At 37.8% G+C, this 14,781-nt stretch carries 14 protein-coding genes, 1 tRNA gene and 3 pseudogenes; 9 read left to right on the top strand and 9 right to left on the bottom strand.

Translation table 11 applies throughout. The features are described from left to right. Positions 1-12 precede the first annotated feature (12 nt). The 4 genes from JCM15092_RS05050 (at position 13) to JCM15092_RS05035 (ending at position 4,550) form a co-directional block, all read left to right on the top strand. Positions 13-297: an HU family DNA-binding protein gene (locus tag JCM15092_RS05050; protein ID WP_262501372.1), complete on the top strand. Its 285-nt coding sequence runs from the start codon at positions 13-15 to the stop codon at positions 295-297. A gap of 233 nt (positions 298-530) precedes the next feature. Next, the gene (locus JCM15092_RS05045) at positions 531-2,105 is read left to right on the top strand and encodes an Rne/Rng family ribonuclease (protein ID WP_024993706.1); all 1,575 of its coding nucleotides are present in this window, start codon (positions 531-533) and stop codon (positions 2,103-2,105) included. Between the two features lie 172 nt (positions 2,106-2,277). After that, positions 2,278-3,708 carry a RapZ C-terminal domain-containing protein gene (locus tag JCM15092_RS05040; protein ID WP_024993705.1) on the top strand — a complete coding sequence of 477 codons (1,431 nt, stop codon included), beginning with the start codon at positions 2,278-2,280 and terminating at the stop codon, positions 3,706-3,708. Next, positions 3,705-4,550, top strand: a complete 846-nt coding sequence (locus JCM15092_RS05035) for a nucleotidyltransferase family protein (RefSeq protein WP_024993704.1) — start codon at positions 3,705-3,707, stop codon at positions 4,548-4,550. The genes JCM15092_RS05040 and JCM15092_RS05035 overlap by 4 nt, the downstream gene beginning before the upstream one ends. A 141-nt stretch (positions 4,551-4,691) precedes the next feature. Here JCM15092_RS05035 and JCM15092_RS05030 read toward each other — a convergent pair whose 3' ends face one another. Continuing rightward, complete coding sequence (locus JCM15092_RS05030; RefSeq protein WP_024993703.1) at positions 4,692-5,897, bottom strand: L-serine ammonia-lyase; 1,206 nt, start codon at positions 5,895-5,897, stop codon at positions 4,692-4,694. 14 nt (positions 5,898-5,911) lie between these two features. Next, positions 5,912-8,418, bottom strand: a pseudogene (locus JCM15092_RS15015) (endonuclease MutS2). A gap of 151 nt (positions 8,419-8,569) precedes the next feature. Between JCM15092_RS15015 and JCM15092_RS05020 the strand changes: the two are divergent. After that, positions 8,570-8,654: transfer RNA gene (locus JCM15092_RS05020), tRNA-Ser, on the top strand. 131 nt (positions 8,655-8,785) lie between these two features. Here the strand turns inward: JCM15092_RS05020 and JCM15092_RS05015 are convergent. Continuing rightward, on the bottom strand, positions 8,786-9,961 hold the full coding sequence (locus JCM15092_RS05015) for an ATP-binding protein (protein ID WP_024993702.1): 1,176 nt from the start codon (positions 9,959-9,961) through the stop codon (positions 8,786-8,788). 248 nt (positions 9,962-10,209) lie between these two features. On the opposite strand from JCM15092_RS05015, the pseudogene JCM15092_RS05010 reads away from it, so the two are divergent. From JCM15092_RS05010 to JCM15092_RS17990, 3 genes and pseudogenes are all read left to right on the top strand, one after another. Beyond that, a pseudogene (locus JCM15092_RS05010) lies at positions 10,210-10,461 on the top strand (antirestriction protein ArdA); the annotation flags it as partial. Between the two features lie 257 nt (positions 10,462-10,718). Then, on the top strand, positions 10,719-10,934 hold the full coding sequence (locus JCM15092_RS05005) for a DUF3873 family protein (RefSeq protein WP_024993700.1): 216 nt from the start codon (positions 10,719-10,721) through the stop codon (positions 10,932-10,934). Next, a complete protein-coding gene (locus tag JCM15092_RS17990; protein WP_148296599.1) occupies positions 10,927-11,109 on the top strand; it encodes a DUF7336 domain-containing protein in 183 nt (60 codons plus the stop codon). The genes JCM15092_RS05005 and JCM15092_RS17990 overlap by 8 nt, the downstream gene beginning before the upstream one ends. A gap of 157 nt (positions 11,110-11,266) precedes the next feature. Here JCM15092_RS17990 and JCM15092_RS05000 read toward each other — a convergent pair whose 3' ends face one another. From JCM15092_RS05000 to JCM15092_RS04970, 6 genes and pseudogenes are all read right to left on the bottom strand, one after another. Beyond that, the gene (locus JCM15092_RS05000; protein WP_024993699.1) at positions 11,267-11,641 is read right to left on the bottom strand and encodes a putative phage abortive infection protein; all 375 of its coding nucleotides are present in this window, start codon (positions 11,639-11,641) and stop codon (positions 11,267-11,269) included. A gap of 80 nt (positions 11,642-11,721) precedes the next feature. After that, a complete protein-coding gene (locus JCM15092_RS04995; protein WP_024993698.1) occupies positions 11,722-12,075 on the bottom strand; it encodes a hypothetical protein in 354 nt (117 codons plus the stop codon). Further along, positions 12,056-12,271 (bottom strand): hypothetical protein, encoded by a 216-nt coding sequence (locus JCM15092_RS04990; RefSeq protein WP_024993697.1) that lies wholly within the window; start codon positions 12,269-12,271, stop codon positions 12,056-12,058. Before JCM15092_RS04990 ends, JCM15092_RS04995 begins: the two co-directional genes overlap by 20 nt. Positions 12,272-12,440: 169 nt before the next feature. Further along, complete coding sequence (locus JCM15092_RS04985; RefSeq protein WP_024993696.1) at positions 12,441-12,947, bottom strand: hypothetical protein; 507 nt, start codon at positions 12,945-12,947, stop codon at positions 12,441-12,443. A 128-nt stretch (positions 12,948-13,075) separates the two neighbouring features. Further along, positions 13,076-13,264 carry a 30S ribosomal protein THX gene (locus tag JCM15092_RS04975; protein ID WP_024993695.1) on the bottom strand — a complete coding sequence of 63 codons (189 nt, stop codon included), beginning with the start codon at positions 13,262-13,264 and terminating at the stop codon, positions 13,076-13,078. A gap of 91 nt (positions 13,265-13,355) precedes the next feature. Beyond that, positions 13,356-13,565, bottom strand: a pseudogene (locus tag JCM15092_RS04970) (TraQ conjugal transfer family protein); the annotation flags it as partial. A gap of 272 nt (positions 13,566-13,837) precedes the next feature. Here JCM15092_RS04970 and JCM15092_RS04965 point away from each other — a divergent pair. Further along, positions 13,838-14,761: a homocysteine S-methyltransferase family protein gene (locus tag JCM15092_RS04965; RefSeq protein WP_024993693.1), complete on the top strand. Its 924-nt coding sequence runs from the start codon at positions 13,838-13,840 to the stop codon at positions 14,759-14,761. Positions 14,762-14,781 lie beyond the last annotated feature (20 nt).

Raw genomic sequence — 14,781 nt, 5'->3', positions numbered from 1 at the left:
AACAATAATAATATTAAAGAAATGACTAAAGCAGATATCGTAAATGAAATTACGAAAAAGACCGGTATAGACAAAGCTTCAGTATTACAGTCTGTAGAAGCTTTTATGGAAGTGGTGAAAGAGTCGTTAGGTAAAGATGAAAATGTATACCTGCGTGGTTTCGGTAGTTTTGTGGTTAAGAAAAGAAAACAGAAAACTGCTCGTAACATCTCTAAGAATACAACCATTATTATACCAGAACATAATATACCGACATTTAAACCAGCTAAGACATTTGTTTTGTCTGTTAAGGATTAAATAATATTTAAAGTTAAACATTTAAAATTTTGAAGCTATGCCAAGCGGAAAGAAAAAGAAAAGACATAAAATGTCTACTCACAAGCGTAAAAAAAGACTTAGAAAGAACAGACATAAAAACAAAAAATAATTTGTAGTCTGTTTTCTGACGACAAATAAGGAACAAGCCTCGTGGAAAAAAAGTCTGAGAGGTTTGTTCTTTGTTTAATTAAGAGGATTTTATACAAAAAAAGGTGACAAGCGAATTAGTAATTGACGTACAACCCAAAGAAATTTCCATTGCTCTTCTTGAAGATAAGAGTTTAGTGGAATTGCAAAAAGAGGGTAGAACAGCCTCTTTTAATGTTGGGAACATGTATTTGGCCAAGGTAAAGAAAATGATGCCTGGTCTTAATGCCTGTTTTGTGGATGTCGGATTTGGTAAAGACGCTTTTCTTCACTATTTGGATTTAGGTCCTCAATTTCATTCTTATGAAAAGTATCTGAAGCAAGTTTTCAGCGATCGTAAAAAATTATTTCCAATAACAAAAGCATCGTCTCTACCCGATATAGAGAAGGACGGTTCCATTTCAAATATCCTAAAACAAGGTCAGGAGATAATTGTACAAATCGTAAAAGAACCTATTTCAACAAAAGGGCCACGCCTTACATGCGAATTATCTTTCGCAGGTAGATATTTGGTATTGATACCCTTCAATGATAAGGTTTCTGTTTCTCAAAAAATTAAATCAAGCGAAGAGAGAGCCCGCCTGAAACAGTTATTGCAAAGCATCAAACCAAGAAATTTTGGAGTGATTGTACGCACCGTAGCGGAAGGCAAAAGGGTTGCAGAGCTTGATGGTGAACTGAAAATTTTGCTCAAACATTGGGAAGAGACCATAACAAAAGTCCAGAGGTATTCTAAACTTCCTACACTTGTTTATGAAGAGACAAGCCGCACCGTAGGAATGCTTCGCGATTTGTTCAACCCCTCTTACGAGAACATATACGTTAACAACGATATTGTATTCTCTGAGATAAAGGATTATGTAAAGCTTATTGCCCCTGAAAGAGATAATATTGTCAAGCTTTACAAAGGTGAACTCCCAATCTTCGATAATTTCGCCATTACCAAACAAATTAAGTCTCTGTTTGGAAAGACTGTATCGTACAAAAGTGGTGCATATCTAATTATTGAGCATACTGAGGCTCTTCATGTTGTCGATGTAAACAGCGGTAACCGCTCAAAAGCAGGCAACGGACAAGAGGCAAATGCAATAGATGTAAACCTTGGTGCAGCCGACGAGTTAGCCAGACAGCTTCGTTTAAGGGATATGGGCGGAATAATAGTAGTAGACTTTATTGACATGGGTCTTGCCGAGAACAGGCAGAAACTCTATGAACGTATGTGCCAGAACATGCAGAAAGATAGAGCGAAACATAACATATTGCCTCTTAGCAAATTTGGACTTATGCAGATTACCCGTCAAAGAGTACGCCCGGCTATGGACGTGACAACCGACGAAGATTGTCCGGTATGTTTCGGCAAAGGTAAGATCAAGTCATCTATACTATTTACAGATACATTAGAGAATAAAATTGATTACCTGGTAAACAAATTGAAGATAAAACGCTTCACTCTGTACATCCATCCGTACATTGACGCTTACCTTAGCAAGGGATTAATATCCTTGAAGAGAAAGTGGCAATTGAAATACGGAATCGGTATAAAGATTTTCCCAGATCAAAGCCTCGCATTCCTGCAATATCGATTTATTGATATAGAAGGAGAAGAGATTGACATGAAAGAGGAAATCGAAATCAAATAAAATAAAAGGTGTAGCTATTCTATAATAAGTTACACCTTTTTTTTCTTTAATAAGTTATGTGAGTCTGTTGGCCACAATCAGCCCATACAATTTTCCGATAATATAACTATTTCACCATCTTATCATAATCCATTAATATTGTTTTTATTAACTTTACAAAAAATAATTTATTATGATATTAGAGGAACTCGAAAAACTATATATCTCGCATACGGGAAGCAAACCTACAGCGATAGAAGAGATGCCATCATCAGGCTCTAACAGACGGTATTTCAGGATGAAGGGTGTTGCTGATCTCATCGGAGCATATGGCAGTTGCCGTGAAGAGAATGAGACTTTTATTTATATAGCCAGACATTTCAAAGAGAAGGGATTGCCTGTTCCACAGGTATATGCAGTATCTGAGAATTGCGAGTATTACCTTCAGGAAGACCTTGGCGACACTCTCCTATTCAATGCTATTGAGAAAGGGCGCATTACAAATGTCTTCTCGGAAGAGGAGAAAATCTTGTTGAGAAAGACCATCAAACTCCTTCCTTCAGTACAGTTTGAGGGTTCGGAAGGTCTTGATTTCAGCCGTTGCTACCCGCAGTCTGAGTTCAACCATCGCTCAATTCTTTGGGATCTGAACTATTTCAAATACTGTTTTCTGAAGACTACCGAGTTGGATTTCCAGGAGGACAGATTGGAGGATGATTTCCAGAGTATGGCAGATGTGCTTCTTAAGAGTTCATCAAACACATTCATGTATCGCGACTTTCAGAGCCGCAATGTGATGATAAAAGATAACGAACCATGGCTCATTGATTTCCAAGGTGGAAGAAAAGGTCCATATTACTACGATATAGCCTCATTCTTATGGCAGGCAAAAGCCAGATATCCGGAATCGCTAAGGATGGAACTTATTGACCTTTACATTGAATCTCTAAAGAAATATGTAGATGTCGACAAGACAGAGTTCATGAAACAACTCCGTCATTTTGTCCTCTTCCGTACACTACAGGTACTTGGTGCATATGGTTTCAGAGGATATTTCGAGAAAAAGCCACATTTTATACAGAGTGTACCGTTCGCCATAGAGAATCTTGCCAAACTACTTCAGGAAGATTATCCTGAATATCCATATCTGTGTGAAGTTCTCCGTAAACTCACTAACCTCAAGCAGTTCACCGATGAACTTAAGAAGCGTCAGCTTACTGTGAAAGTGATGAGCTTTGCATACAAGAAAGGCATCCCTGATGACCCTTCAGGAAATGGCGGTGGCTTTGTATTCGACTGCCGTGCCGTTAATAACCCTGGAAAATATGAGAGATATAAACCATTTACAGGACTCGATGAGCCAGTAATTACATTCCTTGAGAATGACGGTGAGATATTCCCATTTCTGGAACATGCCTATGCTCTGGTAGATGCATCTGTCAAAAGATATATGGAGAGAGGATTCACCAGCCTTTCTATCTGTTTCGGATGTACAGGAGGTCAGCATCGTTCTGTATACTCAGCACAACATACTGCCGAGCATATAAACAAGAAATTTGGCGTTAAGGTGGAACTCACTCACCGCGAACAGAATATTGAGAAAACATTCGAGTCGAAACTATGAAAGCAATGATACTTGCTGCCGGACTTGGCACACGACTTAAGCCACTTACAGACAGAATGCCTAAAGCACTTGTACCTGTTGCCGGAGAGCCTATGCTAAAAAGAGTCATTGAACAGCTCAAAGAAGTCGGTTTTACCCATATCGTAATAAATGTTCATCACTTAGCAGAGCAGATAACCGACTATCTTAAGGAGAACAATAACTTCGGAATAGAGATAGAGATTTCGGATGAACAGGCAGAGCTACTTGATACTGGCGGCGGACTTCTCCATGCATACAGCCTCTTGTCAGGCGATTGTTTTATGACGACTAAGCCATATTCAAACTATTCAGAAAATGAGAAGCAAGATCTCTCTTGTGAAGTTACAGATAGTGGTATGATAGATAACTCTTTTTTAGTTCACAATGTAGATATACTCTCAAACTGCAATTTAAAAAAACTCTGTTCGGCACATAAGGAAGTTCATCCTGGTGCTAATGCCACAATGCTTGTCAGCGACCGCAACTCATCACGCAAGTTGCTGTTCGATAAGTGCAACCGTCTATGCGGTTGGATAAACAAGAACAGCGGAGAGACAAAGCCAAAAAGCTTTGTATATAATGAGGGAGAATATAATGAATATGCCTTCAGTGGTATTCAGGTGGTGAACATAAAGACACTCGCCCTGATGAAAAAATATGGCTACAGCGGTAAGTTTTCTATTATAGACTTCTACATGGATATGCTGGATAAGGGAGAGCTTGAAGCATATGGCTTTGCTGATCCAAACCTGCGACTTCTTGACATTGGTAAACCCGATACCCTTATTGAGGCAGAGAGTTTCGTAAAAGAGATAAAATAGATATCTGTAAAAGCTTTTTTTGACTACATCCTTATAAGATGGAAACCATAATAAAGGTGTAAGAGAAAAGGAAGAGAAACATAATGCATAAACATCTATGCAACTAAAATAGAAAAGAGCTCCCCAAAGAGCTCTTTTTCTTTATTCCATCTGTTTATAGTCTTTAGCCAGACCGCCTTCACTTGTCTCCTTATAGAGAGATGGAAGGTCATGTCCTGTCTGTTTCATCACCTCAACTACCTTATCGAAAGAGACTCGGTGAGTACCATCGGTGAAAGCTGAATATATATTTGCATCCAGAGCACGTGCAGCAGCATATGCATTACGTTCAATACAAGGAATCTGAACAAGTCCGCACACAGGGTCGCAAGTCATTCCAAGGTGATGTTCAAGTCCCATCTCTGCAGCATATTCAATCTGAGCAGGACTACCACCAAAAAGTTGGCTGGCAGCAGCCGATGCCATTGCACAAGCCACTCCTACCTCACCCTGGCAACCCACATCAGCACCCGAGATTGAAGCATTCCGTTTTACGATATTACCAACAAGTCCCGCAGTGGCAAGGGCTCTTAGTATACGCGTATCACTGAACTCACGACTCTTCTGAAGATGAAAGAGTACTGCCGGTACAACACCGCAAGATCCACAAGTAGGAGCTGTAACTATCTTTCCGCCCGAAGCATTCTCCTCGCTCACTGCAAGAGCATACGAAAAGACAAGTCCGCGGCTACGGAGATTATCCTTATATCCTTTAGCTTTTATGAAATACGTTGAAGCTTTTCTCCTAAGGTTAAGAGGTCCCGGAAGTACACCTTCCTTGTCAAGTCCACGTTCTATAGCCTCTTTCATTGTTCCCCATACCTCTGCCAGATATTCCCATATTCCCTGGTCTTCGCACTGTTCCACATATTCCCAGTAACTTCTGCCTGTATGTTCGCACCAATAAAGGATCTGGCTCATAGAATTCATTTCGTACACTTCAGCACCTTCAAACTCTTTCCCCTCTTCAGCAAGAGCTCCACCTCCCACACTATATATCATCCACTCATCAATAACTTTTTTATCACTATCGAAAGCAATGAATTTCATTCCGTTAGGATGGAACGGCAAAAAGATCTGTGGCTGCCATATAATCTCCACCGGAGCAACCTTTCCGAGGACATCAAGAATAGCCAAATCAGTCATATGTCCCTTACCTGTTGCTGCCAGACTACCGTAAAGAGTAACCTCAAAAGATGAAGCATCAGGGCATCTCTTGAGAAATATCTCTGCAGCCCTTCTCGGCCCCATAGTATGGCTACTGGATGGCCCGGTACCAATTCTATAAATCTCTCTTATTGATTTCATAATTAAAGTTTTTTCTATTCTAAGTCAACTACAGTAATACCTGCGCCGCCAAACTGTACATGTTCATCCTGGAAATGAGCTACTCCCGGTACGGTAGAGAGATAATCTCTTATCAGTGTTCTCAATATTCCTGTTCCTGTTCCATGCAATATACGTACACGTCGTATTCCAAGCAGTACGGCATCATCTATAAAGTAGGTTACGGCATTCATAGCCTCATCCCCTCTCATACCGCGCACATCTATATCTTGTTTAAAGTTAAGCTTTTTTTCGTAAATTCTGTCCTGGGTTTCAGAAGAAACAAAAGTACTCTTTGCAATAGGTTTATCGCTCTTTACAGGTTCCAATGCATGTTCCAGATTCTCAGTCTTGACGTTTGTCTTTATCATACCGAACATCACTATGGAACTCTTCGCACCCATCTCAAGCACCTTGCCCACGGTAGTCTGTCCCTTAATTCTTACAGTCGATCCAACCTCTATAGGTCTCACCTTAGGCTTTATTACCTTTTGTTCCGTCTCTTTATTCTGCTTGTTCTTCTTGTTATTTTCCTTTCGCTGCTGTTTCTCACGCAATCTCTGCATCTTCTTCTCGATATTCTCATCAACAGCCTTGCTGTCTAATTCCTCAAGAGAGCTCTTGAAGTCAGTCAGTTCCTGACGCGCATTACGAGTTTTCTCCTTATCGGCCTGAGCTCCTTTATTGTACGGATGGTATTCTCAATCTTCGCATTCGACTCCCTAAGAACCTTTTCAGCCTCCTCTTTTGCTGTTTTCAGAATCTCCTTACGTCTCTTCTCCAACTCAGCAATATCTGTTTCATATTTTGCGATAGTCTCTTCCATCTGCTTCTCACGCTTACGTATGTTCTGACGTTTAGTCTCCCAATAACGTTTGTCGCGCACAATATCCTGCAGATATTTGTCGGCATTGATATATTCACTACCCACTATTTCCGAAGCATCGGCTATCACCTCTTCCGGCAATCCTATCTTTCTTGCTATCTCCACAGCGAAAGAGCTGCCTGGGTTACCAATCTGCAGTTGGAATAGTGCCTGCATATTATGTCGGTCATACAACATTGCACCATTCACCACCCCCTCATTATCCTCAGCAAAATGTTTCAGATTCTGATAGTGAGTTGTAATCACACCGAAAGTCTTCTTCTCGTTGAAGCGTTTCAGCACAGCCTCAGCAATGGCACCACCAATCTGAGGTTCAGTACCCCCTCCAAACTCATCTATAAGTATCAGACTCTCATCATTACAATTCTTCATCATTATCTTCATATTAGTAAGATGTGATGAATATGTACTCAGATCATCCTCTATAGATTGCTCATCGCCAATATCTATGAATATACCCTTGAATATGCCCACATGACTTCTCTCATTCATTGATATGAGCATACCACATTGAATCATGTATTGCAGCAATCCCACTGTTTTAAGGCAGACAGACTTACCACCCGCATTAGGTCCCGAGATGATAAGTATTCTCTGGTTCTCATCAAGAGTTATATCCAGAGGCACAACCTTCTTGTCATGTTTTGCAAGAGATAGCTGAAGTATAGGGTGTACCGACTGTATCCAGTCAAGTATCTTCTTATTTTCAAAAGATGGTTTTGTAGAGTTTGTTGTTATAGCCACATGAGCTTTTGCACGTATGAAATCTATCTCAGCAAGGAACTCATAGGAGTCGAGTATTGCAGGAATCTGTGGTCGTATAACCTTTGAGAATTCAATGAGTATTCTTATAATCTCACGTCTCTCCTCTCCTTCCAGCTCACGTATTCTGTTGTTTGCCTCAACCACTTCGGCAGGTTCAATAAATACCGTCTTACCAGTAGCCGACTCATCGTGTACAATACCTTTAATCTTTCTTTTCAGAGCAGGAACTACCGGTATCACCAGACGTCCATCACGCATAGTAGGAGTAACATCTTTATCTACATACCCTTCACTCTGTGCAGCTCTAAGTATAGAGTTCAGACTTCTTGATATGCTACCCGAAGTAGATGCCAGTTCACGACGTATCTTAAGGAGTTCGGCAGAAGCATTATCCTTTATCTTACCTAAATTATCAAGAATACCATTTATCCTTAATAAGAGTTGAGGGAATACTATTACATCCCCCGCCAGCTCCTTCAGTGCCGGATATGGCGAATCACTATCCTCATCATCGGCATCACGTTTAAGAAAAGCAACAATACTGCTTATAGTCTCCAAAGAGCGTCTCAAGTCAAACAGTTCCTGTTCTTCGAGGTACATTCCCTCAATTTTTATTCTATTCAGAGATGGTCGTACATCAAAGAAGTATTGGTCAGGGAAGTTATCCTCCTCCTGAATAATTCTCACGAACTCCACCACCTGGTTTAGTCTATTATCTATCTCCTCATAGTCATCCATGAATCCCATCGCTTCCACCATGTCTTCGCCCAGTGTACTGAGACATTTACCTTTTAGCATTCTGCGTATGGTATCAAATCCAATCTTATTTTCAAAATTCTGTGGATATATCATAAATTCCCCTACAATATTGCCTTATTAATATATCTACAAATGTACAATTTGCTAATTTTATTGCAAAAAAACTCAGCCTGTATTTGCATAATTAAAATAAAAGCGTACCTTTGCACCGCTTCTGAAACGAAGTACTTCTCAAAAGGAGTTTGGAGAGGTGGCAGAGTGGTCGATTGCGGCGGTCTTGAAAACCGTTGTACTGCGAGGTACCCGGGGTTCGAATCCCTGTCTCTCCGCTATCAAAAAAAGGTGTAAATCAAGTAGCAACGAGATTTACACCTTTTTTATATGTCTAAAATTGCAAGATTGTCAATTTCATTTTTCTAAGTTACGGCTCAACTGATATTTTAGGTTGCTTGATAAATTCTTATCTTTCCCCTTCCAATCTCTTGGGTCTACATCGTTTGAAGTCAATAACTTCTCCATTAGAAGTTTTCATATTCTTATCTCCATTATATATGGCAAAACACTGTTCTGGTTTTGCACCGGATAATTTTGCCCATTTGGATATTCCTTTAAAGAAATCAGGCGAAAATGTAGCTCCTGATTTTATTTCATAGGCATTTTGCTTCCCATTTATGTATTGAAGAAGATCAACTTCATTGCCAGTGCTATCCCTCCAAAATGTAATATTTGGATTCTCCGCTCTATTATAAGACTCTTTCACAAACTCATTGATAACAAGATTTTCGAAAAGTCCTCCTCGGAGAAAGTGCGTAGCTACTTGATCTGCGCTTTTGATATCAAGTAAGGAACATGCTAATCCTGTATCATAGAAATATAGTTTTGGCGATTTCACTAATCGTTTTGCGTAATTATTATAATCTGGTTTTAGCAAATAGCAAATGTAGCTCGCTTCTAACACTGAAATCCAAACTGAAACCGTTGAAACGGCAACCCCACATTCATTGGCTAATGATGAAAGGTTAAGTAATTGCCCTATTCTCCCGGCGCAAAGTTTGATGAATTTGATGAATTTACTCAAATCACCAATATTTTTCATCAATCTTACATCTCGTTCCACATAAGTTTGAATATAGAATGGATAATAATCGGTTGGAGAGATCTCTTTATCATAAAGGCGAGGGTATGCCCCCTTGAATATTTCCTCATCAACACTTTTCGGAAGTATTTCTCCTTCTATCATTTCGTAATGAGAAAATGGTAACAACTTTAGAATAGCAGTTCTTCCAGCTAATGATTGATTTACGTTTTCCATTAAAAGGAAATTATGTGATACTGCAAGCAGATACATACCTTCTCTGTTCTCTATATCTGTATAAGTCTGAATATATGAAAATAGAGTTGGAACGCGCTGTACTTCATCGATAATTGTCTTATCTGAATATGTAGCTAAAAAGCCTCTCGGATCATCTGTCGCAAATAATCTCATATCAGGATCTTCTAAAGAGACATATTTATAATCAGGGAAGGAGTTTTTAAGCAATGTGGATTTACCAGATTGTCGTGGACCTGTTACAGTTACAATCGGGTACTTCTTCGCTAATTCTAATAACCTGGTTTTTAAGACTCTTTCTATCATACAAATTACATTTCTTGCAAATTTACGATTAAAAAATAGATTTGCAAGAAAGACCAAATAATTAGCAGTCCAAAGAATTTCCTTTATCTTTGCCTATGTAAAACATAACGAGCAGACACGTAGTAGTCAATCGAAGACTATGACAGACAAAGCATCGTTACAGAAACGTTACAGACATAAATTGGCATTTGGTTAAAGTGTTGATTATTACGAGATAAAGCGGCGAAGGTTCATAATCCTCTCTCTCCGCTATCTTAGTGTGGTGTAATCACGGTTCACACTACCTATCGACCGAAGATGCAAACGACCTTATTTCTTCTCTCAGGGACGATTTTCAAGGCAAATACAACGATGAAGAAGATTACGCCTATGAAATTGTAGAAGAGTGCTACGAACCGCCAGAGTTCGCAAAAACATACTTCGATTACGAAAAGTTTGCCCGTGACCTGTTTATGGGTGATTACTGGTTTGAAGATGGTTTTGTTTTCCGGGCTTTCTGATTGTTCACCGGGCGGGGAAAACCGCCCACAAAACAAATTATAATGAAAGCAAGCGGTTTATTCAGGTTATTGTTCCGGGTGGGTTTACTGGCTTTAGTAATTTATTTTCTGTGTACTTCGGCGGGTATATGGGCGGTATTGATAATAGCGTTTTTCGTTATCCGCTTTATCCTGCGGTTATTCCTATCCGCGTTATATAGCCTTTTGATGGCTGCGATTTTCATTGCCTTATTACTCTCATTATTAATATAAAGTTTATGGAATCATTAATTAAAAACGGCTTATCTACAACTCAAGAGCCGGGACAGGAAAAATATGTAACGTTCATTGCCGGGGCGTTCAGAGGAACAGAATATTTCCAGTATGATTATCTCCATACAGATGGAGAACTTTTCTCTACTGTAGCCAAAACGCTGGAAGAGTGCCGGAAACGGCGGGATAAATGGGCTAAACGAAAAACAATAAATTATTAAGGTATATGTTTTATTTCAAACGGACGTACACAAAACAAAGTCGAGCCGTGTTTGCTTTGGTGTTTTTTCTACGGAAGAAAAAGCCATCACAGCAGCAAAAGAAAACAGCTTATACAGTTACCAGTCGGAAGTCGTAATCATCGAATGTGATATAGATAAATTTGAAGAAATATAAACCACCGGGCGGAAACCCGCCCGCTACTTTCTTTCGTGAAGTGTTCTGAAAAAGAAAGTAGCAAAGAAATCGCTTTCCAAACTTTTGATTTTTATTGATGAAAGGATCCACCGCTAACCCGGTGATTTTTTCATGTTCCTGAAGATTGAAATTAGAATTAATTGAATTCTATTTCAAAAAATTTCTTGCCTAATCTCTCCCACTCATTTTTTTCTGTTACAAATAAATTACCCGGGCGTATCCCAAAATACTCGAAATAATATGGCATATTTTTTATAAGCCTAAAACGAGCAATTAAACACATTTCTTTGATATTGTTTTTTCCTATTGGCTTAATCCAGTTTTGCCCCATTACAGATAAAGAATTGTAATATAACAGAGCTTGTTCAAAATCAGAAAGTTGAGCCCGAACCATCTTGGCATAGTTATATTTATCATTTTCTTTAAAATCCTCTTCTTTTGCGATAAATTGTATTGTCTGATATAGATGTCTAAAATAATGCCCTAATAAAGAATTACGTGGAACAAGCAATGATTTTGGTTTCTTTTGTGAAACAAGAATAAAAGTTATATAAACATTTATGTCATATTGAACATCTTGTTTGTCTTTTGTTACATAGTAGTTTTCAATTCCAAAAAGAAATATCCATACGAAAGGTTATGGATAAACTTCAATTTATTATTCCGATTTGATAAAAAGACCTTCATTCGGTAAAACAATTTTACTTCCTTTTCGTCACTTGATATGGGATTTGTACTTTCTATTGTAGTTACAGCATCTTCCACAATCTTATAAATGTCTTTCAAATAATAGAAAAGTCTCTCTATTGCTTCTCGCCCTTTCAAACCATCAACTTGTATTTCATCTATATTCTGTTTGTGTAAATGGAGCATTTCATAAAATTTAGTTTCAAAAGATTCTCTCTTATTTTGTTTAGCTTGTTCTTTAAAAGTTAATACAACCAAAAGAGTTCCTGCTAATGCAAAAAAAAGTACCTATAGCCCCACCAAAAAAATCTCCAAATTGTCCTGTAACATCATATTTAGTATAACTCCCCCATATCCAATAGCCATCTAAATAGGTGTTAATTATGAAATATATGGAAATAATTCCACCTAAAATAAGCATCCCCAATGCTATAAAAAGAATTGTCTTTTTCATTTTCTTTAGTATTATTACCTGTAAAAATACCCATAAAAAACACCTGACAAAATTACTTATCAATTGTTTTTCAATAGGTTGCCTAAAGCATCCTTATTCCTACTGTTCCAATTATGCAATATCTCGATTCATAAAACGTAACGTTGTTGATTTTGCTGTAAACTTATTTTTAATTGATTTTTCTTGTTTTTAGATTTTTCTTAGAACCTATTACGGTTATTGCGTAATTCTGATGATATACTAACTGACATAAAACCATTATTGCTTCATTAGAATTATTAGCCTTAACCAACTCTCCTGAAGCATCAGCTTTTACTAATTCAATTCTATACTTGAAAATATCTTCATGACCGGAATGTTTCCAATTACTATTTTTATCTAAGAACTTATTTGCTTGTTCTTCAAAACCGCTTTTCAGATCTATATCTACTACGTTTACTTCGAAACTATCCGCTAATCTTTTACCATAAGTTTTATAATATACTCCTTTAAAATTTTTAATATGACTTGGCTGCAATTTATTATAATCAAATTCCACCCCAATGACTTTTCCATTTTCATCCTTACGTAACCTCTTATTCCCATCAGATTTTGATAAGATGTTTTTTACGGCATTTTTAGTTATAGATTCCTGCTTTGCATCATTCTCATTTGCTACACCGATAAAATCTCTCAATTCAGCTTCATAATTCGAAAATTCTTCATTACATTTTCTACAAGCAGGAACAGTATATCTATTAGCTTTATATTTGGGTTCATAACCATCGTATAAACACTGTTGAGGTACATGGTCTTTAGTAAGGCCTAAATTGGGGTATTTGCCTGTTTTTTTTCTAACTTTAAAGCTCTATTTTTACTAATAGTCGGATTTCCACAATATATACACTCAATATTGGTTTTTATCTTTTGCTTTTTCTTTTTTTTACTTCTTTTCTTCCCGAATGAACCTCTGTGGGTTTTACCTTTTCGAGTTTTTATGTCGCCTTTACCCATACTAATTATTTTATTGGCAAAAATACCTATAAAAAACACCTGACAAGCAATCTTGTCAAGTGTTTTTCAACAGGTTGCCTAAAGCTTGCTATTACTTTTGCTCTTCTTTATCATTCTCATTATTAAAAGCAAATGTTAGCTGTACCAACTGCCCAAAATTATCTTCTATGTACAAATTAATTTGTTGCTGGTCAGTGAAAGCGGAAATATAGTACAGCCGGAACGTTTCTTTCTCCAGTGGGTAAAAATCGTTCGGCAGGAACAAAGTAACGTTATCCATTTTTAGTTCTTTTTTACCATCTAATTCCTAATAACTTTATTCGATATTTCAATTAATTATTCACTCCACAGATGTGGAGTATATAAACCACAATTGAAGTCTATATAGATTACAACTGTAAAGTATATAAACTTGAAGTGTGAAGTGATGTAAATAATACTCCAAATTTGGTTCTTAGTCTATTATACATTACTAAATACATTAGTGTCAGATTAATATTTATCTATAAAACTCTATACACTACTAATAAATTAATGTATTTTTGTAAATAAATACTACAATTCTAAAGTATAATGTCACTAAAAACAGACTTCGACAATACAAAGCTGTTCCTTATGGAAGGGGCATTGGGAGAAAGACTTAAAAGGGAATATAATATAAATATTGATGGTCCTGTAGCTATGGCTTCTCTCATCTACTCTGAAGAAGGCAAAGAAGCTTTAAGGAATATTTGGAATGAATATAAGGATATTGCAAAACGATATAACCTACCTTTCATGGCTACCACTCCTACCCGCAGAGCCAACAGGGACAGGGTGCTTGGCAACAACTTCTCAGAATCAATAATCGAGGATAATGTAGACTTTCTCAGAACTATACTTGATGAACCTCAGAATATGTATCTAGGGGGATTGATGGGATGTAAAGGGGATGCTTACACCGGAGAGGGTGCACTTGATAGTGATGAGGCTTATCAGTTCCATAGTTGGCAGGCACAGCTATTCAAGGAGGCAAACGTGGATTTTCTCTATGCCGGGATAATGCCTACTCTACCGGAAGCTATAGGAATGGCAAAGGCTATGAGTGATACTAATATTCCATATATTATAAGTTTCACTATACGCAAAGATGGATGTTTAATTGATGGCTCTACCATAAGCCATGCTATTGAGACCATAGATAGCACTGTTGATAATGCTCCTTTGTGCTATATGACAAATTGTGTACATCCTATAATTGTGAACGAAGCTCTTTCACAACAATTCAACATGACGGATATTGTCAGGAGAAGATTCCTTGGCATTCAAGCTAATACCTCATCTCTATCGTATGAAGAGCTTGATGGATGTTGTGCTTTGGAAGCTACCTCTTCGGCTTCCGATCTAGCAAATGGATGCAGAGAGTTAAAGGATAAATTCGGTTTCAAAATATTCGGAGGATGCTGCGGTACTGATAATCACTACATGGAAGAGATAGCAAGTTCCATCTGTAGATAATATTGATTATGACAAATAAA

Origin of the sequence: Phocaeicola paurosaccharolyticus JCM 15092, assembly GCF_000613805.1 — a bacterium.
In the GTDB taxonomy this organism is placed as follows: domain Bacteria; phylum Bacteroidota; class Bacteroidia; order Bacteroidales; family Bacteroidaceae; genus Phocaeicola; species Phocaeicola paurosaccharolyticus.
This window is presented reverse-complemented; position numbering and strand designations above follow the sequence as displayed.